Below are 23004 nucleotides of genomic sequence, written 5' to 3' on the forward strand. Positions count from 1 at the left end.
TCATTCTGATGATTCTGACAATATAAACGATGATAAGGACTTCTGCAAATTGTCAGCTAAAGCAGCTAAGCGATCCGCAGAACCGACGATCAATTCCATCGATGAACTTTGCTCCTCTACGGCTGCCGAGATCGTCTGAACCCCTGCAGCGGCTTCACTCGAAGCGGCTGATACCTGATGGGCGACTGCTACGACCTGTTGCGCCTGGGGAGCCATCCTGCTGCATGTCTGGTTCACGCACTCCAACTCCTGCGAGACACGCAAGATATTGTGCTCGATGTTTTGGAACATCTCGCCTGACTGACGGGCAATCTGTCTGCCGCGCTCAGTCGTACCGGACCCTTCCTCCATTCGTTCGACCGCGTTTCGAGTGTCCTTTTGAATGTCTCCGATCATCTGGACGATCTGCTGGGCGGCTTCATTCGTCCCCTCTGCCAGCTTGCGCACTTCTCCGGCTACGACAGCAAATCCTTTTCCATTCTCCCCCGCGCGGGCTGCCTCAATCGCCGCATTCAGGGCCAATAGGTTGGTTTGTCGCGCAATTTCGGTGATGACAGCGATGATTCTCGAAATGTTCTGTGATCGCTGCTCCAGAGCATGGATGACTTCCTTGGCAGCATTGACGGAACGATTGATCTCCTCCATGCTGACGATGACTGCTGTCACAGCCTCTCGTCCTGCTTCGGCGTGCCGTTTCATTTCTTGCGAGGATGAGGAGACGCGCTGCACGTTATCCGTCACATCCGCTACGTCGCGGGTTAACTCCTCGGCCAGATGAAGCGTTTCCCCCATTTTGTCCAATTGATTTTCTGCCGAGACCGCGACACTGTCTACCACTTGGACGATCTGCTGGCTCGAGGAAGCGATCTCCGCGGTGTTGCCGTGAATTTGCAAAACGGAATCAGTGACGGAGGAAGCGGAGTTGCGCACCTGCAGCAGGATCGCATGAAGCTGTTGGCGCATCTCGAACAACGATCTCCCCAGCTCTCCCAGCTCGTCTTTTCGCTTGAGCAGTCTCACCGGGAAGGGACTCGCAAAATCTCCTTTTCCGATCCGCGCCGCTACTCCCAGCAATCCCTGAAAGGACTGGCTAAGCCAATTCGCCGTATACGTAGAGATCAGTACGATGAGCAACAAGACAATCCCATTGAAGAGAACCATGGCCTGCATGATCTGGTTCGGTCCCTGCATGATCTCGGTCATATCCATCTCTGCGAGAATGATCCAATTGTGCTTGCCCACACTTACCTTGTCATAGGAAACGAGCACCTCATTGCCCAGGTAGTCGGTGCTCATCTTCGTTCCTTCTGATTGATCAGATGAAAAAGCCTCCTGGACAATCTGCGTGTCGACGAGCTGTGCAAGCAGCGTCGGCTGTTCGCGTCCCAGCTCGGAGCGCATCAGCTTGTCTGCGCCGACCAGATAGATTTTCCCTGTCTCCTGCAAGCCCTCTCTCCTGTTCAACTGTCGGGAAATATACTCCAGGGAGGTCTCCACGGCCAATTGGCCAATGATCACTCCCTTGTCGTAGATCGGCACCGAGATGAACACGCCCGGGACATCCCCCGAAGGTTCATAGCGTGCGAGGTCGGACATTTCCGTGCTTTGCTGCCCTGCTGCTTTCTGCACCGTCTGGCCCAGGACCGAATTGGCGTATGGCCCCGAGAGGAGATTGGTTCCGAAATCGGCCTGCGGCTTGATCTGATAGATGACATCCCCGCGGTCATTGATCAGGGATGCATTGGCGAAGCCATAGCGGGAGACCTCCATTTTCAATTCTTTTGCATAGGCGGACTCTGCCTCCTGATAGGCATCAGACTCCCTGCCAAGCTTCCATACCGGGTCAAAGGATTGAATCGCCGTGATGATCGTCCCTGAAGCGGCCAGGGTCTCGACATTTCGCGTCCGTTCCCGGAAGTAGTTCTCGACCTGTTCTTTGTTGCTGTTGCGCAAGGATTCTAAGGTGGCGGCACTGCTGTTCAACAATTCCTCTTTGGTTGCGTGATACGAAAACACACCTGCGGCAGTTAACGGCACGATTCCAGCAAACAATAAGGCAATCAGTACGCGCGCCCCTAGCTTCATCAGCAGCCCCCCATGACTTTCTGTACTATTCTCTCTATGAATATAGTACCAGAAAACGAAAATGGAAGGCTATACCATTCTGCAATTAGGCGGTCTCAAATATCATGGCGATCTCGTCGCACATAGGTAATTTGGAGCAATTGATGCAATCCTTCCATACCTTTTGCGGCAGAGATTCCTTGGCTACAATCCAAAAACCGCATTTCTCAAAAAACTCCTTTTGATACGTTAAAGCCAGCACGCGGTTGATGCCCAAAACGCGGCATTGCTCTACCAGATGCAAAACAAGATGTTTTCCTACACCCATGCCTTTGGCTCTTTCCGCAATCGCCAACGAACGTATTTCCGCCAGGTCTTCCCACAAGATATGAAGGCCCGCTACACCGACGACCGTCTCCCCATCATGGGCTACGATAAACGATTGCAGGTGCTCGCACACCGACAGCTTGGTGCGCGGAAGCATCAACCCTTGCCGTGCATATTCATTAACAATCTCCAGCATTGCATCTACGTCTTTCATTGTTGCCTGACGTACGGTCAGCGCCTTGGTGACACTCATCTTACACTCCTCCACTCCACGCTCAGGAAGCCTGGTACAATATCATAATTATTCATTATAGTATATAAATATACATTCGCAATGGTCAGAAGTCTATCCCTTTTTTCATTGTCTTGTCCCCGTTCATTCAAATGAATTCTTTCGAAAGAACAAATTATGGTATAATGTCGGATAAGACATCGGTCAGGAAGTAGGTCCAACAGCATAAACGATGAAGCCAAACGGAGGTGTACGCGATTTGACGACACGAAGAGAACGTAAAAAACGGGAGACGCGGGAAAAAATCTTCAATTCTGCCATCAAACTGTTCAAGGAGCACGGCTTCGAAGGAACAACCATCGATATGATCTCCGAGGAAGCCGATGTGGCGCGCGGAACGATTTTTCTCCATTTCACCTCCAAAGAAGCGATTCTCGCCAACTGGGGATACGAAAGGCTTCATGAAATTGAGGAACGTCGGGATGAGTGGGATATCGATGATGATTGCAAAGCGAAGGTCTTGCGCATCTACAAGATTATGAACGAAGTCACCATCAACAATTTCGACTTCATTAAAGTTGTCGTGGAGTCTTCGATGAAACACCGCAAAGTGCTGGAATCGGAGAAAAACATGTATTTTGAACTGCGCCAGCTTTTTGCGGATCTGATCGAAGATGCCCAGGAGAAAAAACAGCTGAAATCCAAGTTCAATCCTCTGGTCGCCGCCAACATGCTCGAAAACATCTACTACAACGCGCTGTACGACTGGGTTCGCAGCGAAGGAGCATGGGCGTTGGAAGAAATCATGGAAGAAAAGGTCTCTATCGTATTTGAAGGGCTGCACACAGATTAAATCTTGTGATCAGCCCTTCGCGTTTTCTGCGCATCCTTGCTCCCTCTCTTTCCCCCTGCTCGCAGCACTTTCAACATCTACCAGCCTCGTTTTTGCTTGCGGTCACTATCACAATTCCCTATGATGAAGTTAGCTTGTTTGAAGACCTTGGAGGTAATGACATTCAGATGCGAAATGGAATCAAGCGTGAAGATATTGAATTGCTGGCTCCCGCAGGCAACTGGGATTGTCTGAAGGCTGCTGTAGCCAACGGAGCCAATGCCGTATTTTTTGGAGTCGAAAAGTTCAACGCCCGTGCCCGGGCCGAAAACTTTCAAATGGCAGAACTGCCAGAGATTATGTCCTACCTGCACATGTACGGGGTAAAAGGCTTTTTAACCTTTAATATTCTGGTATTTGAAAACGAATTGCAGGACGCCCAGGAGCTGATCGACGCCTGTATCAACGCGGGTGTGGATGCTGTCATCGTCCAGGACCTCGGTTTGGTCAAGCTGATCCGTGAGATGTCGCCTGACTTCCCGATCCACGGCTCTACCCAGATGACCATCACCTCGCCGGAGGCAGTCGAGTTCACCAAGCCGTTCGATATCGAGCGAGTGGTGCTCGGACGGGAAAATTCACTCAAAGAGATCCGCAAAATCGGAGAGAAAGCCAAGCTGCCGATGGAAGTATTCGTCCACGGCGCTTTGTGCGTCTCCTACTCCGGCCAATGCCTGACTTCGGAAATGTGGGGTGGCCGCTCCGCCAACCGGGGGGAATGCGCACAAGCCTGCCGCTTGCCGTACGATCTGATGGTGGACGGCGTGCAAAAAGAGATGGGCAATATCGCGTACCTGCTGTCTCCCAAGGATTTGGCTGCGATCGAGCTGGTGCCCGAGCTGATCGAAGCAGGTGTCACCTCGTTTAAAATTGAGGGAAGACTCAAAACCCCGGAATATGTCGCCAACGTGGTCAGCAAATACCGCGCTGCCATCGACCGCTATTTCGACGGTATCGACACGCCGCCGAATGAACAGGAAATCCGCGAGCTGCAACAGAGCTTTTCGCGCGGCTTTACGCATGGCTTCCTGGAAGGAACAAACAATAAAAAGCTCGTAGACGGAAGCTTTCCAAAGAGCCGAGGCGTCTATCTTGGGGAAGTCAAGAAAAAGCTGTCCCACGGCTTGCTCGTCGAAATTGCCTCCCCTGTCAAACGCGGGGACGGAATTGTCTTCGACGCTGGTGATCCGACTCAGAAGGAAGAAGGCGGGCGCATCTACGACATCCTCTCGCGCAGCAAAAAGGTAGAGGGTGAAGTTTCAAAGGGGCTGTACGAGATCGTCATGGGCCGCAACGATGTAAACCTGAAGCGCATCAACGTCGGCGACCGCGTCTGGAAAACCAGCGATCCCGAGCTGGACAAGCGACTGCGCAAGACCTTCGAGACCGAAAAGCCGTATCATACGTTCCCAATCGCAGTACATGCCAGCGGAAAGCTGGGTGAAAAGCTGAAGCTGACTTGGGTGGACCTGCAAGCGCAGCATGCTGTTACCAACCAGTCCCAAATTCCGCTGGAGCAAGCCTTGAAGCGTCCGCTGACACATGAACTGCTGCACGATCAGCTGGGACGTCTGGGCGGTACACTGTTCCATCTGAATCAGGAGGATTTGACAATCGAGTTGGACGGGGAACTGATCCTTCCAGTAAGCGAGCTGAACCGGTTGCGCAGGGAAGCTGCGGAGCAGTTGCTCTATCTGCGTTCCAAGCCGCCTGTCTATCAAAAGCGTCCCGTGAATGCGTTCGCAGACATTCCTCGGAAAAAACAGGTGGAAAAGCCCTTGCTCACTGCTCTGTGCCGTTCCCTTGAGCAATTGGAAGCAGCTGCACAGACAGATGTGGACTTTCTCTACGCAGATTTTGAATTCGTGAAGCAATATCCAGATGCTGTCAAGCTGGCGCATCGCTACAACAAAAAGATCGGCATCGCGACGATGCGCATCCACATGCCGGATGAGAACGGCGTGCTGGCCTTGATCGCGAAAGCCAAGCCAGATGCCATCCTCGTGCGCAACACCGGAGCCTTGTACTACTACATGTCCAGACGCGGCGAAATCAACATCCCGCTGATCGGCGACTTTTCGCTCAACATCGCCAACCACAAAGCGGTCGAGCTGTTCCTGGACTGCGGCCTTGAGCGGGTAACGCCGTCCTATGACCTGAACATCCAGCAGATGGTGGATTTGCTGGAAAACGCGGACGCTGCCCAGATGGAATTGGTCATTCATCAGCACATGCCGATGTTCCATACCGAGCACTGTGTCTACTGCACCTTCCTCAGCGAAGGGACCGATCATACCAACTGCGGTACGCCTTGCGAGACCTCCCGCGTCTCCCTCAAGGACCGCGTCGGCTTCTCCCATCCGGTCCGTGTCGATACCGGATGCCGCAACACCGTATACAACGCAATCGACCAGTCTGGGGCAGAATACCTGAATGAATTCCGCTCCCTGCAGGTAGGTTCCTACCGGATCGAGTTCCTGGAGGAGGAGCCTGAGCGCGTCCAAGAAGTCATCTCCCTGTATCGCCAGGCGCTGCGCGGAGAAGTAAGCGGAACCCATGTCTGGCGCACCCTCAAAGCGACCAATCAACTGGGGGTCACCCGCGGACAACTTACCAAATAAAAGCGAGACGAGAGGAGATGTTTCCATGGCTGACCTGAACCAACCATCGGTAGAAAACCTGTCTATCCTGATCGAGGGCATCAAAGCCAAGCTGAATATGGCGAATACCGCTGTGATGCGCCCGGAGGACTTCGATCTGGAGCACTACGAGGATCTGTTGTACCTCTACAACATGGTGCAGAAGAAAAGCACATTCGGCATCAATGAAATGACTGCTATCGTCGAAGAACTGGGCCAAATGCGCAAGCAAGGATCCTAATACGAGTATAAAAAGAAGAGTATGGGCAAAGAACATCTTTGCCCATACTCTTTTTTCATGTTTGCTGCTGGGCAACCTTCCCTCTCGCTCTGGCTCTCTGTCTTTCCGGACCGGGTGAATCATGAAGAAAGAAGGCGAGAATCAATGCGGCAGCGGCGAAGCAGGTGGCGACCAAAAACGCGTCATTGGTGCCCATCGTCATTCCCTGCAGGGTCGCTTGCCCCATCTGGACCTGGTCTGCGGGATTGATCTGGCGCTCGCTGACGATCCGGGAGATATACGTCTCGCTTCGGATCGTCATGATCGAGACGAACAGGGCCGTTCCGATCGCCCCTCCTATCGCATTGAGGGTATTGGACATCGCTGTGCCATGCGGATTCAGCCGCAACGGCAAGGAATTAAGCCCCGCCGTCATCACCGGCATCATCAGCATCGACAGTCCGAAGCTGCGGAAGGTGTAGATCGTCGCCAAATACCAAAAAGTCGTGCCCAGACTCAGTCTGGTCAATCCAAAAGTCGTCACGATGGTAATCGACAAGCCGATAATCGCCAGCCATCTCGCTCCATACTTGTCAAACAGCCTGCCGTTGATGATGCCCATCAGAATGCTTCCTGGCAATAACAACAATCCAGACTGTACAGGCGACAAGCCCAAGATGTTTTGTACGAAGACAGGCAGCAGGATCAAGCCAGAGAACAAGGTCATATTCAGTAACAGGCTTATTAAGACGGCAATCGTATAGGTCGGCGTGCGAAAAATGCGAAACTCCAGCATGGCGTGTTCAATGGACAATTGCCTGCGGACGAAAATCACCAGACTGATGATCCCGATCAGAACGGGGACAATCACATGGTAGCTCCCCCAGCCATATCCACCTGCAGAGCTGAAGCCGTAGAGGATCCCGCCAAAACCGATCGTGGAAAAGATGACGCCCCATGGATCAAATTTCGGATTCTCGGTTTCCGTTACATTTTTCAAGAGAAAGGCAGCTGCGATGAGAACGATCAAAGCGATCGGCAAAATGATAAAAAACAGGACGCGCCAGGGGTAATGTTCGACCACCCAGCCTGACAGGGTCGGACCGATTGCAGGTGCAAAGACCATGGCGACTCCGACAAACCCCATTGCCGACCCCCTCTGTTCTTTGGGGTACATGTTAAAAATGACATTGGTCATTAAAGGCATCATAATTCCCGCACCGGCCGCTTGAATCATCCGCCCTCCCAGCATGGAGAGAAAATTGGGAGAAACGCCGCACAGCAATGTCCCGATCGAGAACAAGGTCATCGCAGTCAAGAACAGCTGTCGCGTCGTAAATCTCTCCATTAAAAATGCGGTCGTCGGGATCAATACCCCGTTCACCAGCATGTAGATCGTGATGACCCACTGTGCCGTCGAAGTACTGATCTGAAAATCTTGCATCAAATGGGGTATCGCTACGTTCAGCAAGGTTTGATTGAAAAATGCTACGATGGCTCCTGCAATCACAACACCTAGTATGAGTCCCCGGTTATAGCCCGCTTGCGTCATGCCATTCCTTCCTTTCCTTGTGTCATGACTGCTATTCCCACGGAAGTAGTATGTGAAGGTGTTGCATTTTCCATTCTCTGACAAGATTAAGTTTGCGTTGGACAGGCTTTCGTGCAGGGGAGGAAAAAGGAGAAACGCTTCAGGCGGGTTGAACGCTTTTTCCCCTTTTTCCTCGACCAGCTGTGTCTGGTCCTCCATCATTCTGGAATCTCTTGGAGTATTCAAATAAAAGCAGCGCCCAAATCCGTAGATTCAGGCGCTGTCTGTTATGTCATTAATGATTGAGAATCCCCACCCGGGCTTCCGAGGCAACCAGATTCTTCGCTTCCTCGCAGCCTTCCTTCCAAAGAAGATAACGGATACTGTCCGCCAGAGCCTCCCAGCTCGCTTCGATAACGTTGGTAGAGACGCCGACGGTGCTCCATTTTTCCCCATCGCAGGCGGATTCGATCAGTACGCGGACTTTCGCGGCCGTTGCACCATTTTCGTCCAGCACGCGTACCTTATAGTCGGTGAGATGCATCTTGGAGATGCATGGATAGTAAACTTCCAGCGCTTTTCGCATCGCGTTGTCCAGCGCATTGACCGGTCCATTGCCATCCGCTGCTGTATGGACGACTTCTGTATTCACATGAATCTTCACAGTCGCCTCAGACGTGATTGCGTGTGAAGCTGATTTCTCCATGAGAATTTTGAAGGAATCGAGCGAAAACAGATTTTTCAGCTTTCCGGACGCCTCCAGCAGCATCAAGGTAAGCGACGCTTCCGCTCCTTCGTACTGGTAGCCCTGGAACTCGCGCTCTTTGATCGTTTTGATGATTTCGCGCGCTTCTGCACGCTCCAGGGAGAGGTCGATCCCCAGCTCTTCCATTTTCGCCTGCAGGTTGCTTTGTCCTGCCAGTTCAGAAACCAGGACACGCCGCTTGTTGCCGATCTCCTCCGGCTCGATATGCTCGTAGGTTTTCGGGTCGCGCAAGACCGCGCTGACGTGGATGCCCCCTTTGTGGGCGAAGGCGCTGTTGCCGACAAAAGGCTGGTTATTCGGCAGCGTCATGTTGGCGATCTCAGCCACATAGCGGGAAAGCTGTGTCAGCTGCTGCAGCTGCTCGCTGCTTACGCAGGAATACCCCAGCTTCAATTGCAGGTTGGGAACGACAGAGATCAGGTTGACGTTGCCACAGCGCTCTCCGATGCCGTTGATCGTGCCTTGCACTTGTGTCGCACCCGCTTGAACCGCTGCCAGCACATTAGCGACGGCGACTCCGCTATCATTGTGCGGGTGTATTCCAAGCGGAACTTGCAGGTTTTTTAATACAGCCTTCACGATATCGTAGATTTCTGTCGGAAGGCTTCCGCCGTTGGTATCGCACAGGACGATCCAATCAGCCCCGGCCTGCTCTGCCGCCTGCAAAACCTGCATGGCATAGGCGGAATTGGCTTTGTAGCCGTCAAAAAAGTGCTCAGCCAGGAAGAGCGTGGTCAAGCCCTGTGATTTCAGGAACGATACGGAATCGCCCACCATCCGCAGGTTTTCCTCCAAGGTTGTTTTGAGTGCGTCTGTCACATGCATATCCCAGGACTTCCCAAAAATAGCCGCCGCTTTTACGCCGCTCTCGATCAGCGCTCTCAGATTGTCATCTTCTGCTGCCGCCACATGAGGTCGACAGGTGCTGCCAAACGCAGTGATCTTCGCGTGCTTTAGGGGAACTTCCCGTATCCGCTCAAAAAAGGCCATGTCCTTGGGATTGCTTCCTGGCCAACCGCCTTCGATAAAATCAATCCCAAACTGATCCAGCCGCAATGCAATTTTTATTTTGTCTTCCACTGACAAACTGATGCCTTCACCCTGCGTTCCGTCACGCAGCGTCGTATCGTACAGATACACTTTTCTCTCCATGTGTCTCCACCCCATACGAAATCATTTTTTCTTTTTTCAGAATAATCTAACCATTTAAACTCCTGAACACTAGACAGTATAACATAGCCCAGAAGGAAAGAAAATGCGGGAGGAGACGGAAAATCCGCCCTCCCTTCCTATGTCCATCTGCTGTGGACAAAATCAGCTGTCAACCGGATCGCTTCCTCCAATTGAGGTGTGCTTCCCGCAAATGGATGACGAGCGTTGAAGGTATGGTCTGCCCCGTCGATCCAGTACAATTCACTGTTTTTGGCGGCTGCATGCAGTCGCTCAGCCCCTTTTACCAGTCGGGCAAAATCTTCACGTCCCTGGATGATGCGCAATGGCTGATCCATCTTCGCTACTTTGTCCAGCAGATCGTATTCTTGTCGATGGCTGTCCACGTCTTCAATGACGACACGGGTAATCGGCATCTGCTGCCCTGTACGTGCATTGGGGATATAGCCGACACCATGCTGCGCAATTTCGGCGCGAAGCTTCTCATCGAACAGGTTGACATCGGCGACACCGTTCCAGGTGATGATACCTGCCACATGCGGATTTCCTGCCCCGAACAGGATCGCGTCCGCCCCGCCTTTACTGTGTCCTGTTACAAACAGCTTTTGTCTGTCGGCAACCTCTGGCAAATCCAGTTCATTCGCCTGTATCGCTTCCACCAAAGCTTGCAGATCCGCTATTTCTCGCGCATACGTATTTCGTCCGAATTTTTCCAGCTCGTCGAAATGGGTTCCGCTCTCCCCGACACCATTGCAGGAGAAGTTCAAGCGTATCGTGACAATTCCCCTTTTTGCCAGCTCATCCGCAATATACGGGAAGCTGCCCCAGTCCTTGAAGCCCTTGAAGCCGTGGCAAAACAACAGGATCGGCTGCCGCTCCCCTTTTGTTCGATCCGCATGCCAATTTCCCCGCAGCGTAAGTCCTTCCCCGAGGGACAGGGAAAATGCTCTTGTCTCCATCCGGAACACCTCTCGTTTTTGATAAACAATCAGCTTTTCAATAAAAATGTATTCCCATCTTCATCTTTAAATTGTACAAAGGTTCCCCATTGCATCTGATTGGGTTCTCCCAGAAACTCGACTCCCCTTGTTTTCATTGTTTCATATGTACCTAAGCAATCGTCACAAGCGAAAACAATGGATGCTTTCATGTTTTCTGAGCCTTGCATCATCGATTTTGGATAAATGACCAAACGGGTTTGGGCACCCTTAGTGGCTACTTCAAGCCAGTGTGCATGTGGACCCATCGGATGGTCTGCGATGACCTCAAAACCAACTTTTTCAGTCCAAAACCGTTTCGCCTTTTGCTGGTCTTCTACATATACCGCAACCGTTGCAATCTCTTTAATCATATGGTCCTCCCTACAGTCTGATATCTATATTATACGGTACTATTTTTTGATATGCGAACGGGGTTCAAGCGACTATCTCGGCGGGTACGTTATCTGGTATAGTGAAAGTAGCCCGAAACTAGAGGAGGGGTAGCCGTTGGCAAGAGAACTCCAATTTGATGATGAAGGTGTCATTTTAACCCTAACGGGAGCGACCGGATTTTTCGCTTTAAAATTCAATCTGAAAATGCCCTACAGCACAATCAAAAATGTATATGTCGATTATTTTGACGCTCCGCGATGGATGCTCAGGATGCCTGGAACTTCCATTCCTGCGCTACATATTTTCGAAGGGAGCTTCAAATACGCGGATGAATGGTACTTTCTTTCTTACGAGAGCAGAGTCCCCCTTTTAAACATCGAGCTGGAAGGACATGAGAAATATAAGTATGTGATTTTTGAGATCGATGACCCTACCGGGGTTGCAGCCGATATTCGAAGACGCTTGGCAAGACATACAACCAACGGGTAGCGTTCGTTGGCGAACCAGCCAAAGAAATAGCGGCAGTCTAAGACTTTCGTTCCTTGTCTTAAACCACCGCTATTTTTTATATCGCTCTAGACGTAAGCATGATTTTCATCGGACACTTGTTGGTCATTCAAAAGCAGATGGGCCGCGTATTCCAGCGGTCTGCGCACGGCTTCGAGATACCGTTTTCTCTGTCCCAGCTGGCGAAAGATTTCACGGCCAGGCTTGGGATTCATCTCAATCAGCCAAACATGTCCCTTCACATCAATGCCGATGTCAAAGCCGAATTCCATCATCTGACCGAAGTGCTGCTCGATCCGCGATACGGCATGCAGTGCCAGCTCCTTGCATTCGCCGATGATCTGCCGCGTCATCTCGTAGCCGAAATGCTCCGTGAGAAAACGCGCAGCCGGGACAGCCGTCCCTCCACTATGCAGATTGGAAGTGGAGGATCGCCTGGCTCCCAGCCGAATCGCCATCCCGGTCAATCTCCAGTTTCCCGTCCCGTCTTTTTGGGCGAGCAGCCGCGCATCTACCGTTCGTCCCGGCACCAGGGAAAGCTCCAGGCCCTGCTGCAAAAAAAACTGCTCGTTGCCCTGCTTCTCTTGTTTTATCCACGCTTGAAGCCGTTGATGCAAAACATCGAGACTGGGGATGCTTTCGGAGATCTTCTTCTTTTTCTTGGTCTGTCCCTGCAGATGAAAGCCACCTGGCGTTCTCACGACCCGCAGGATGCTTCGCCCACCTGTGCCATTGGTTGGTTTCACATAGACGACCCTATGCTCTTGCAATAAAATCGCCAATGACTCTCGGGAGTACTCCATTGTTTGCGGGAGCCATTTTCTCAGAATGGGGTCTTGCTCCAATACCCGGTGAACGGAGAATTTATTGGCGAAGCGGCTGTTCGCGTAACGAAACAGTTGTTGTCGACGAAAGGGCAGATACCCGGCATGCTTGGGAACCGGGTAGTAGCGATAACGGTCGATGACAATATCGGGCCAAGCGTACCAGTCGTTTTTCCAGCCTGTCTGTGTTGGCGTATACCCTCTTATTTTTCTCGCAGTGAGATCGACATCTTGTGGACTAAAGAGGAAGACTTCCAAATTCATTTTCTCCCCCTCTCTGACCATCAGACGCAGAATGCCAGGCTCGATAAAGCCCTTCTCTCCTCTGTAGGTAAGGACCCCGATCCTTTTTTTCACTGACAGCAACACCCGCCTTTCTTCTTCACTTCCGCCCTCATCCCCTTGACAGTTTATGCCGAAAATGAAAAAAGCGCCTTTGCCTGTACTAGGCATTAGCGCATCTTTGGACTCCTTGTCTGTATTTTAGGACGAATGTTTTTCCAGGTAGAGCAAGGCTGTACGCCCCAACAATTCCCCTGCGACCAGCATGGCATCCTCGTCGATGTCAAAGCGCGGGTGATGGTGCGGGAAGTTGGCAAGCTTTTCGGGATTGCCTGCTCCGACAAACAGAAAGGCTCCAGGCACTTTGCCCAGATAGTAGGAAAAGTCCTCTCCGCCCATCAGCGGCTTCATCGGCTTCACACGCTCCGCACCAAACGCTGCCAAAGCTGCTTCCCGAGCCACCTGCGCTTCCTTCTCGCTGTTGATGACCGCGGGATAATCGCGAATGTAGCTCACCTTCGCAGAGGCTCCCATCATCGCTGCGGTTCCCTGAGCGATCTCGGTCAATCGTTCCTGCGCCCGATCACGCACTTCCGGCATAAACGTGCGAACCGTTCCCGTGAGGCGGCAGCTGTCTGCGATCACGTTGTTGTTGTCACCGCCGTGGAAGGTTCCGACTGTAACCACGACACTTTCCATCGGGCTTACGTTGCGGCTGGCGATGGTTTGCAGGGCACCGACGATCTGCGAGCCGACGACAATCGAGTCAATCGTCTCATCGGGAATGGCACCGTGTCCCCCGCGACCTTTGACCTCAATCACGAAATCATCAATGCTCGCCATAATCGGACCTGGGCTGATGAACACCTGCCCTACCGGCAGCATTGACCACAGATGCACGCCGAAGATCGCATCGACGCCATCTACGGCTCCGTCCTGCGTCATCTGGATCGCACCGCCCGGCGACTCCTCCTCGGCATGCTGGAAGACAAAGCGGATCTCCCCGGCAAATTCCTCGCGATGCTTGGCAAGAACACTGGCAAGACCGAGCAATTGGGACGTATGCGCGTCATGTCCGCAAGCGTGCATGACCCCCGGCACAGTCGACTTGTACGGCACTTCCTTTTGATCCTGAATCGGCAAGGCGTCAAAATCCGCACGCAACGCTACAACAGCGCCGGGACGGACGCCTTTCAGCACACCGATTACACCTCGACCGCCTACACCTGTACGAACCTCGTCCAGCTCCAGCTCTCTGAGAATCTCGGCGATCATGGCAGGCGTCTTCTCTTCCTGAAAAGAAAGCTCCGGATTTTGATGCAGATGACGACGCCAGCGGATGATTTGCGGTTCCAACTCTTTTAATTCTGCGGTAAGCCGTTCATGCAAGGACATGATGATTCCCTTCCTCCCCTAACAATCCTGGTTCTTTTCTTTCATCATAGCAGAAAATGGACAGGATCAGGATGGAAGATTAGACAAGCGGGTAAATCTGCCGCTTTCTTTGTTCAAAGACCGAGATCGAAGCAAAGCCTGCCCGTTTGAGCAATTTGTATGCCTCTTCGCTGAAATTCCCCAATTGCTCTGGATAGACAGAGCCAGACGAAGGCACGACAGCTACCGCATGCTGGGCCAGGATCTCCAACAGACGATAGCTGGGACTCATTTCTTGAATCGGGGCGAGACTGCGATAGCCTGCAGTATTGATCTCTGTCGCCACCTGACAGCGCCTGAGAGATCGGGCCACCCGCTGGTAAGTAGACAGCAGAGAGGCCTCCTCCGGCCGATACCCGCAAGCTTTTACGCCGTCCAAATGAGCGATCAGGTCAAATATTCCGCTTCCCGCGGCCAACTCGACCAGATCGAAATAGCGGCTGTACAAACTCTCCGGCGGCATGCGTCTGATATACTCCCTTGCTTCCGGCAAGTGAACGGCGATTCCCTCGACAAAATGAACAGCACCCATGCAGAAATCCCAGTCGTACGCGGTCGCAATCTGATTGAGAGCCTTCTCTTCTCCCGGGAAAAAGTCCAGCTCGATCCCGACTCGCAAGGAGATGCCATCCTCCTCCCAGCGATTTCGCTGCGCTTCGAGAAAACGGACATACTCATCCAGCCGCTCGCAGCAGACCTGGTCCAGCCAAAGCCGCTGTTTTTTTCCCAATTGACCAGAGCTTCCGCGCAGTTGCCGTTCGTAAAGGGGTCTGCACTCGACAAAGCGGTATCCATGCTCGACGACCCCGACGATCCGAATCCCGCGCTGCTTCGCCCGCTCCCTGTAGAGATCCAGCCAAGCGGTCGAATAAGGACCTTCCTGTATCCGTTCCTTTATTTTTTTGGCTACTCCGTCCATCCAGGCCCGACCGCCCGGCTCATCCCCTGATACCGTGTCAGCCAGAGATTCCGCCGTATGCTGCAGCCAGTTAAGCGAATACGGCCCCTCTTCCAAATGCACGTGAAAATCTACCTTCATCCCGATCCCCTCCGCCGGGTAAGTCCCATCTTCTTACTTGTTTGTATGTGGAGGCGATCAGGCATATGTCAAAGCAGGTTATCTCATGTCGTTTTTTTCTCAAACACATAAAACGTGTGCGGATAGCGATTCTTCTCGTCCACGATTCCCTCCCGTTGTTCCACCATGGCATAGGCATCCCGGTCCCACGGCGGAAAAAAGGTGTCTCCCTGCACATCTAGATCAATCTCGGTAATATAAAGCCGATCTGCGGCATCCAGAAACTGGCGGTAAATCTCAGCGCCACCGAAAATGATCACATCTCCAAGCGCGAGAACCTCTTCCTTGGAATGAACCACCTCCACACCCGGCATATGAAAATCCGGATTGCGCGTGAGGACGACATTGCGGCGGTTCGGAAGGGGTTTTCCAATTCCTTCCATCGTCTTTCTCCCCATCACAATGGTCTTGCCAGTCGTCACTTCCTTGACATGCTTCAAGTCAGCAGGCAAATGCCAGGGCATGACTCCATCCTTGCCGATCACCTGGTTGTTCGCGTACGCGACGATCAGGCTAATCATACCGCGACCTCTCCTTTAATATGAGGATGGGCCTCGTAACCGACAATGTCGATGTCTTCAAAGGTAAAGTCAAAGATGGACGTAACCTCTGGATTTAACACCAGCTTGGGCAGCGGCTTGGGCTCCCGGCTCAATTGCAGCTTCACCTGCTCGATGTGATTGAGGTAGAGATGAGCATCGCCCAAGGTATGGACAAAATCTCCCGGCTCAAGCCCTGTAACATGCGCCATCATCTGCGTCAACAGCGCATAGCTGGCGATGTTGAACGGCACCCCTAAGAACGTATCGGCACTGCGCTGATACAGTTGGCAGGAGAGCTTCCCATTGGCAACGTAAAATTGAAACAGCAGATGGCACGGCGGCAAGGCCATTTCATCCAGTTCAGCCGGATTCCAGGCACTGACAATCAGGCGGCGGGAATCGGGATTTTTCTTGATCTCATCCACTACCCATTGGATCTGATCCACAGTCTTCCCGTCACGTCCGACAAAGGAACGCCATTGCTTGCCGTATACAGGTCCCAAATCGCCATTTTCATCTGCCCACTCGTTCCAGATGCGAACCCCGTTTTCTTGCAAATAACGAATGTTGGTGTCCCCGGAGAGGAACCACAACAGTTCGTGAATGATTGATTTCGTATGTAATTTCTTGGTCGTGACCAACGGAAAGCCCTCACTCAAGTCAAAGCGCATCTGATGGCCGAAGACACTGATCGTCCCGGTCCCGGTCCGATCCTCCTTGGTGACTCCCTCGTCCAAAATGCGTTGGCACAGATCCAAATATTGTCTCATTTCCCTACACCCCTTCTCATACACTAGTCTATACGATAACAGACCAAGCCCGCCAGTGAGAAAAAAGTGGAGGTCTGTCAGTTTGTACGGAATCGGTGTCCGGGCACACTCAAAAAAACGCCGTCAGCCCCTTTTCTTGAGGAGCGACGGCGTTGTTTGCGTTCATCATCTATGAGTTGTTTACAGCAATCCGTGATACATTAGACGCTTGCTGGCCGCGCTGGCCATTCACGATTTCAAAGGTGACCAGCTCCCCTTCCTCCAGATTGCGGTAACCAGATCCATTAATAGCCGAGTAGTGTACGAAGACGTCCGGACCTCCGTCCCGTTCGATAAACCCGTACCCTTTTTCTTTGCTGAACCATTTTACTTTCCCCTGAATCATTGCAGTTCCTCCCTGTACAAAGTGAAGCTCTACGCTTACCTTATCCTATGCGGATGGGAGGGATGAGGAGATAGCGTTATGAAAATTATCGGGTCACTGGCTCGCTACTGGATGGGATGCCGGCAATCTCAGCGATGCCCTAAGCGATTTATTCAAATCATTCAATTTTACAAAACCTTCCCACAAATTTACACTATGGTCAACGGATTATTTTAGGGATGGTGTGACAATGGGGACGAAATCTGCATGTAATTGGATGACTCTTTGGGCATCCATATTATTCGTCGTGATCCTCGGTTTTTCCAGGCTCTCCTACGGCATGTTCTTGCCTGGGATACAGAGGGAACTCGGCGGGAGCTACGGTCAATTAGGCATCTTAAACACGGTCAATTTCATCGGATATTTGGTGGGGACCTTATGTCTCCCTCCTCTGATCGCTCGGTCTCCGGACCGCAAGCATGTGATCAATCGACTGACGTGTTTGTTGCTTGCAATCGCTATGATTGGCTCGGCATTTAGTGAAACTTTCATCCAGCTTGGTCTATGGCGATTCTCTATTGGCCTGTTATCTGCCTTCGCCACGGTGTTAGTCCTGTCCATTGCAATGGATGCCATACGACCGGCGGAACGAGGAGTGGCGTCGGGTCTTATCTGGCTGGGCGGGTCAGCCGGCATTCTTTTGACGGGTTTATTCGCCCCCTTTACCATTGATCCTTCTCACTTGCAGGGATGGCGATATGCATGGGTGGCCATGGGCGTTTTCGGCTTGATCGCAGCGTTCGGCTTCGAGCTCGTCACCCAAAAACAGGGAACTGCAAAAATACCCCAGCCGACGGAATCGAAGCCACATGACCAAGGAAGCGTGAACGTGTACCGTCTCTTGCTGAACCCCAAAGAGTTCTTGTTCTTAATCGCTTCTTATTTCTTCTTCGGCTGGGGATACATCATCTATTTCACGTATTTGATTCCCTATCTTGTGAGCAAAGGCATTCCGTCCCTCTATGCCGGGTTGATCTGGTCCGGAATCGGTTTTGCGGGTTTGTTTAACGGATGGATCGGAGGCAAAGCTATCGATCGATGGCCGAGCGGATATACGCTTGCGGCGGGGGTTATCTTGGGGACGATCGGTGTGAGCGGCGTCATTACAGATCAAATGTTATATACGGCATGGGGTGCTGTCACGGTTGGATTGGTTTCCTTTCTTACACCGCCGCTCATGACGACCGCGCTTCTTCGTCGCCATGTCCCTCACAGCGCTTACGCGGCATGCCTTAGCATAGCCACAGCCTTTTTTGCCTTCGGGCAGATTATAGGTCCCATCGTTGGTGCCGTGATGGTCGATCGGTACGGATTGCAATTCGGTGTTGCATCCAGCGCACTCTTCTTGGCGATAGCCGCCGCGTTGGCTGGTTTGTACGGACAGCAGCAACGAAAACAAGAGATCCGCGATTTGCAATTATGACGAAAGCTGTCACCATTGACGTATATGATGGATCCGGGAGACAAACGTTTATAGGCAGGAAAGGGATGACAACATGTACGTTACAGTTACAGATTTGATCGCCGAATGGAAAAACGAGGCCGGATTGACCCAGAAGGTGTTGGACGAATTAACGGATCATGCACTCTTGCAGCAGGTATACCCAGGGGGGCGTACGTTAGGAAGAATTGCGTGGCATTTTGTCACGAGTATCCCGGATTATTTCACGGAATTCGGAGTCTCGGTAGAAAAAGTGTCAAACCCGAATGAAGTACCGTCTGCCAAGGAGATCGCACAGACCTTTACGAAGGTAAGCTCTCAAGTAGTCAATGCGCTTGGAGAGCAGTGGAAGGACGATTCACTACAGCAAGTTCAAAATGCGTTTGGAAGAATGGAGTCCAACGCGACAATCTTCATGGGATTGATCAAGCACATCGCTCATCATCGGGGACAGGTTACGGTTCTGATGCGCCAAGCCGGGTTGCCGATCCCTGCTGTGTATGGTCCTGCTAAGGAAGGTTGGGCGAAGTTGGGAGTGACGCCACCTCTTTGAGTGTGTGTGCGTCATCCCTGGGAAATCGAGTAGGAGGGGGTGACTAACCCCCGTCCTCTCACACCACCGTACGTACCGTTCGGTATACGGCGGTTCATTTAGGTATGACGCAAATAGGTGTATCTGTCTGACAAACTCTTCAAACCTTGATTACGCCAGTAAGCATTATTCAATGCTCGGTGAAGAATTGGACTACATGCAATTCGCCATTGTTTCTTTCGTGAATTGCCCCATTCATAGGCTTTTTCCTTGGGAACTCCTAAGGAGATAAGCCTTTTTACTTTTGTTTTCGGGCGCTTCCACTCTTTCCAGAGACACATTCGGAGTCTTCTTCGAATCCATTCGTCAAGATGGCTGAACACCGAAGGGGTATCAGCCAAGGCAAAATAGCCACACCAACCTGTAAGGTACTCATTGAGATCGTCAATTCTGTATTCCATTGGGAGTGGTTTAGTGCGGGAGGTGATCTCCCGAATCCTCTGTTTTGCTCGCTTCAGACTATCGTTCGCTATTCGAATCTTGGGCGATTTGTTCACCGTGAAACTGAAACCAAGAAATTTACGATTCCATGGGCGATCAACGGCGCTTTTCTCCATGTTGACTTTTAGCTTGAGCTTTCTCTCAATGAACGTGGTCACGGAATCCATCACGCGGATTCCTGCCTTCTTTGACTTCACATAGATGTTGCAGTCATCTGCGTAGCGAAGGAATCGAAGCCCCCGCTTTTCCAGTTCCTTGTCGAGTTCGTGCAACATGATATTGGATAAGAGCGGACTCAACGGGCCACCTTGCGGCACCCCTTGATCGCTTTCAATTTCCATACCATTAACCATAATCCCTGATTCGAGATAGCGTCGGATGAGGGTTAGGATAGTTCTGTCTTTGACATGTTTTGCGATAAGCCCCATAAGTTTATCGTGGTTTACCTTATCGAAGAACTTCTCAAGATCCATGTCTACGACCCAACGGTATCCTTCCTCGATGTATGTCTGTGCCTTCTTGACTGCGTCATGTCCCCGTCTTCTTGGACGGAATCCATGACTATGTTCGGAGAACATAGGATCAAATATCGGAGAAAGAACCTGTGCAATTGCTTGTTGGATGAGACGGTCGGTCACGGTAGGAATGCCTAATAGCCGAACACCACCGTTCAGTTTCGGGATTTCGACTCGTCGGACTGGCGAAGGTACATAGGTTCCATTCTCCAATGACGCTCGTAGGGAGTCCCAGTTGGATAAGATATGTTGACGTAGGGATTTTACGGACATACCATCCACACCGTGGCTTCCTTTGTTCTTTTCTACTCGCTTTAGTGCCAACAGGAGGTTTTCCCGTGACAGCAGTTGTCCCATCATAAAACCAGATATCCTTTCGCGTGAACGTTCTTTCTACTTGTGCCACTCTCTATTCCGCCCTCTTGAAGTCCCCCATGGATTCACCATTTCCTCCTTCAAGTAAGTCCATCTGGATTGTCTGCATCATCATAAAGAGTGAACGCCTAGCGTCCCGTTCTTCCTAAATGTTCGGCCCTTCCCGTTTCAAGCGTCCTCTACTCCGGTACTATGGCCTCTGCTGACTCCTGACCGTTCAGTTTCTCCTAGCGGAGAAGGTTACCATGAGGGCATGGCGTCCCAGTCAGGTCTCCCCGGGTAAGAACGTTGTCTTTCCCTCCATCCACCTGCTTCATTTACTCCCGATAGCCTTTGGCAACATGGACTTCGTCTTGTATGGCAGACTCATCCAGCTATCGTTAGCCTCATATGAAGTTCGTGTTCCTCAGGCCGGAGGTTTGCCGCAGACTTCCTTCAGATTCCACCTCGCGGTGGACACCCTTGTCGTAAGCTAGTGGCTACTGTTGCCTTCGCCATTCGGGACTTTCACCCTAGAGACAACGCCCATGCCGGGCACACCACCAAAAAAGCGCGGGGGTTTCGTCCCCCGCGCTTTCCTATATACCCAACTACTCCAATTCGGATGCCACTCGATTCATTTTCCCTGCCAGTTCGTCCAAATCGACCTTCATCTCCAGCGCTGCCAAAAGGCCGGTGAAGTAGGAATTGACCTGCTCCTTCACACGCGAACGCTCCACTTGCACGACTTCGGCGAACACGGCCGAAAACTGGTCCTGAAGCTGCTCGCTTCCTTGAGCTACGTAGGCAGTAACTGGCTCCTGCAAACGTTTTTCCAATTCCTCGCGCATTTTCACCCTGCCGTCCTGCTCGAAGAAATCCTTGGTGTTCTTAAACAAGGACAGCGCAGGCTGCAAGGCTTGAGCAGATACGGGCAGCTCTTCTGCAAAGGTCAAGGTCTCTACCTGTCGCGGCTGGTACGGCGTAAGAGAAAGACCTGCGGCATAGCCCTGCACATCGCGCTGCCAGTTTTGGACGAGGGTAAGACCCTGCTTGTTCAGAAACTTTTCCAGACGCAGCGTCGTAGCGCGCAGCTCCTGTGCCAGATCATAGCTGATGGAGCGCAGCAGATCGGTGAGGCAGCCTTGCAGAGCCTGCTTCATATTGCGTCCGTCTTCCTTCAGCACAGCCGGATTGAAAGCGAAGCCGTACAGTTCGTTGAAGCGGAAGAAGAGGCGCTGTTTGACATAGTGAAGCAGCTCTTCCCGTTCTTTGTCCAGATCTCTTTCCAGCGAAGTAACCGACAGCGCATCGACGGCTGCCAGTGCGGCTGCTTGAGCCTCGTTGGCAGCATCGCGTCGAGCCTGACGCTCGCTTTCCCCTGATTGGGCCATGCGCATGAATTCCGCCAATGTCTGATGAGCGCGGCGAATCTCGCCCAAGGCGGCATTGACCGCAATCTGCGTAAGTTCGTCAATGGTGAATCGCAAGAAATCCTCTTCAAAATGCGCCATCCCCGACAGGGCAAAGGCTTCGCCTGCAGGCATAAGCTCTTCCCCTTCAGCGGATTGCGTACGCTGGCGATAGACTTTTTCCGCCGAAGCATTCAGCTTGCCAGCCTCGTGCATCCGCGCCAGGAGCGCCGTCTGGCTGGAGACGGGATAGATGCGCGGCAGACGAATGCCGCAGGTAAGCAGATTTTTTTCCACGTGGGTGATGACACCCTGCAGTTCTTCTTCGGATGCTGCCAAATCGGCCGCGTTGACGATGAAGAACATTTTGTCCATCTCAAACGTATCCTTGACCCGTCCCATTTGCAGCAAAAACTCGCGGTCTGCCTGGGAAAAGGCGTGGTTATAGTAGGTGACAAACAGCACGGCATCAGCGTTTTTCATGTACTCGAACGCAACACCTGTGTGACGGGCATTGATCGAATCCGCACCCGGGGTATCCACCAGGACGATTCCCTGGTCGGTCAACGGGCAGGAGTAGAACAGCTCGATGTACTCGGCGAAGCATGCTTTCTCTTCCTTGGCGACAAAGCCTTTAAACGCCTTCATATCGACGAGCAGCTGTCCGCCGAGATGTTCCGCCATCTCCCCGAGACCTTTCGTGACCGCTTTTAAGAAGGTGTAGTGCGGTTTGGCTGTAGGAGGAATCTGCGTGACATCGATTTTGTTCAGTTCATCCAACGCTCCTTCAAGGTCAGCAGCAGAGTGACCGAATACAGCCAGCGAACGCAAGACATCCTGTTCGACTGCATCTCTGCTTTTCAGTACGACCCGTACGGTGCCATGCGGTTCAGTGTCCGTGGGCGGCATGATCTTGTTGATCGCGGCCGTCGTCGGGTTGGGCGATACCGGCAGCACCAGATCGCCCATCAATGCATTCGCGAAGGAGGATTTGCCCGCGCTGAACGCTCCGAACAAGGCTACGGTAAAGCGATTGGCCGTCAGCCGCTCCGCGCGGTCCAGCATCGCTTGCGCCTGGTTCTGCATGCCGGGCACATCGATGATTTCTTTACTTGTACGCCGCAAACGCTCAGCCGCGGCAAACAGCTTCTCTCTCAACTGGTTCATAATCGTG

The 23004-nt window shown here is 52.1% G+C and carries 20 protein-coding genes; 6 read left to right on the forward strand and 14 right to left on the reverse strand.

Annotated elements, in window-relative coordinates:
- Both T458_RS46350 and T458_RS46355 read right to left on the reverse strand, forming a co-directional pair.
- The gene (locus T458_RS46350; protein WP_023557922.1) at positions 1-2085 is read right to left on the reverse strand and encodes a methyl-accepting chemotaxis protein; all 2085 of its coding nucleotides are present in this window, start codon (positions 2083-2085) and stop codon (positions 1-3) included.
- A gap of 85 nt (positions 2086-2170) precedes the next feature.
- A complete protein-coding gene (locus T458_RS46355; protein WP_023557923.1) occupies positions 2171-2644 on the reverse strand; it encodes an N-acetyltransferase in 474 nt (157 codons plus the stop codon).
- Positions 2645-2882: 238 nt separating this feature from the next.
- Between T458_RS46355 and T458_RS46360 the strand changes: the two genes are divergently transcribed.
- The 3 genes from T458_RS46360 (at position 2883) to T458_RS46370 (ending at position 6395) form a co-directional block, all read left to right on the forward strand.
- A complete protein-coding gene (locus T458_RS46360) occupies positions 2883-3476 on the forward strand; it encodes a TetR/AcrR family transcriptional regulator (RefSeq protein ID WP_031306007.1) in 594 nt (197 codons plus the stop codon).
- A gap of 167 nt (positions 3477-3643) precedes the next feature.
- On the forward strand, positions 3644-6136 hold the full coding sequence (locus T458_RS46365) for a U32 family peptidase (protein WP_023557925.1): 2493 nt from the start codon (positions 3644-3646) through the stop codon (positions 6134-6136).
- A 25-nt stretch (positions 6137-6161) separates the two neighbouring features.
- Positions 6162-6395: a DUF1128 domain-containing protein gene (locus T458_RS46370; RefSeq protein ID WP_023557926.1), complete on the forward strand. Its 234-nt coding sequence runs from the start codon at positions 6162-6164 to the stop codon at positions 6393-6395.
- 55 nt (positions 6396-6450) lie between these two features.
- Here T458_RS46370 and T458_RS46375 read toward each other — a convergent pair whose 3' ends face one another.
- The 4 genes from T458_RS46375 to T458_RS46390 all read right to left on the reverse strand — a co-directional run bounded on the left by T458_RS46375 (position 6451) and on the right by T458_RS46390 (position 11192).
- Positions 6451-8127, reverse strand: coding sequence for a DHA2 family efflux MFS transporter permease subunit (locus T458_RS46375; RefSeq protein WP_023557927.1), 1677 nt, complete (start codon positions 8125-8127; stop codon positions 6451-6453).
- A 73-nt stretch (positions 8128-8200) separates the two neighbouring features.
- The gene (gene cimA, locus T458_RS46380; protein ID WP_023557928.1) at positions 8201-9823 is read right to left on the reverse strand and encodes a citramalate synthase; all 1623 of its coding nucleotides are present in this window, start codon (positions 9821-9823) and stop codon (positions 8201-8203) included.
- A 137-nt stretch (positions 9824-9960) separates the two neighbouring features.
- Complete coding sequence (locus T458_RS46385; protein WP_023557929.1) at positions 9961-10800, reverse strand: alpha/beta hydrolase; 840 nt, start codon at positions 10798-10800, stop codon at positions 9961-9963.
- A 29-nt stretch (positions 10801-10829) separates the two neighbouring features.
- A complete protein-coding gene (locus T458_RS46390; RefSeq protein ID WP_023557930.1) occupies positions 10830-11192 on the reverse strand; it encodes a VOC family protein in 363 nt (120 codons plus the stop codon).
- Between the two features lie 136 nt (positions 11193-11328).
- Here T458_RS46390 and T458_RS46395 point away from each other — a divergent pair, with 136 nt between their 5' ends.
- On the forward strand, positions 11329-11703 hold the full coding sequence (locus T458_RS46395; RefSeq protein ID WP_023557931.1) for a hypothetical protein: 375 nt from the start codon (positions 11329-11331) through the stop codon (positions 11701-11703).
- 86 nt (positions 11704-11789) lie between these two features.
- On the opposite strand, the gene T458_RS46400 is transcribed toward T458_RS46395, so the two are convergent.
- The 6 genes from T458_RS46400 to T458_RS46425 form a co-directional block, all read right to left on the reverse strand.
- The gene (locus T458_RS46400) at positions 11790-12902 is read right to left on the reverse strand and encodes a YheC/YheD family endospore coat-associated protein (RefSeq protein ID WP_031306012.1); all 1113 of its coding nucleotides are present in this window, start codon (positions 12900-12902) and stop codon (positions 11790-11792) included.
- A gap of 126 nt (positions 12903-13028) precedes the next feature.
- Complete coding sequence (locus T458_RS46405) at positions 13029-14222, reverse strand: M20 metallopeptidase family protein (RefSeq protein WP_023557933.1); 1194 nt, start codon at positions 14220-14222, stop codon at positions 13029-13031.
- Between the two features lie 79 nt (positions 14223-14301).
- Entirely contained in the window at positions 14302-15300 is a 999-nt protein-coding gene (locus T458_RS46410) for a PHP domain-containing protein (protein WP_023557934.1), read from the reverse strand.
- An 83-nt stretch (positions 15301-15383) separates the two neighbouring features.
- On the reverse strand, positions 15384-15860 hold the full coding sequence (locus tag T458_RS46415) for a dihydrofolate reductase (RefSeq protein ID WP_023557935.1): 477 nt from the start codon (positions 15858-15860) through the stop codon (positions 15384-15386).
- Positions 15857-16651 (reverse strand): thymidylate synthase, encoded by a 795-nt coding sequence (locus T458_RS46420; RefSeq protein ID WP_023557936.1) that lies wholly within the window; start codon positions 16649-16651, stop codon positions 15857-15859. The genes T458_RS46415 and T458_RS46420 overlap by 4 nt, the downstream gene beginning before the upstream one ends.
- Positions 16652-16820: 169 nt before the next feature.
- On the reverse strand, positions 16821-17036 hold the full coding sequence (locus tag T458_RS46425; RefSeq protein ID WP_023557937.1) for a cold-shock protein: 216 nt from the start codon (positions 17034-17036) through the stop codon (positions 16821-16823).
- 229 nt (positions 17037-17265) lie between these two features.
- Here T458_RS46425 and T458_RS46430 point away from each other — a divergent pair, with 229 nt between their 5' ends.
- Together T458_RS46430 and T458_RS46435 are read left to right on the forward strand one after the other, a co-directional pair.
- Positions 17266-18498: a YbfB/YjiJ family MFS transporter gene (locus T458_RS46430; RefSeq protein WP_023557939.1), complete on the forward strand. Its 1233-nt coding sequence runs from the start codon at positions 17266-17268 to the stop codon at positions 18496-18498.
- Positions 18499-18571: 73 nt separating this feature from the next.
- Positions 18572-19069 (forward strand): DinB family protein, encoded by a 498-nt coding sequence (locus tag T458_RS46435; protein WP_023557940.1) that lies wholly within the window; start codon positions 18572-18574, stop codon positions 19067-19069.
- A gap of 98 nt (positions 19070-19167) precedes the next feature.
- On the opposite strand, the gene ltrA is transcribed toward T458_RS46435, so the two are convergent.
- Entirely contained in the window at positions 19168-20424 is a 1257-nt protein-coding gene (ltrA, locus tag T458_RS46440) for a group II intron reverse transcriptase/maturase (protein ID WP_023554544.1), read from the reverse strand.
- A gap of 605 nt (positions 20425-21029) precedes the next feature.
- The gene (locus T458_RS46450) at positions 21030-22997 is read right to left on the reverse strand and encodes a dynamin family protein (protein ID WP_023557941.1); all 1968 of its coding nucleotides are present in this window, start codon (positions 22995-22997) and stop codon (positions 21030-21032) included.
- Positions 22998-23004: the final 7 nt, after the last annotated feature.

It is taken from the genome of Brevibacillus panacihumi W25 (assembly GCF_000503775.1).
In the GTDB taxonomy this organism is placed as follows: Bacteria; Bacillota; Bacilli; order Brevibacillales; family Brevibacillaceae; genus Brevibacillus; species Brevibacillus panacihumi_A.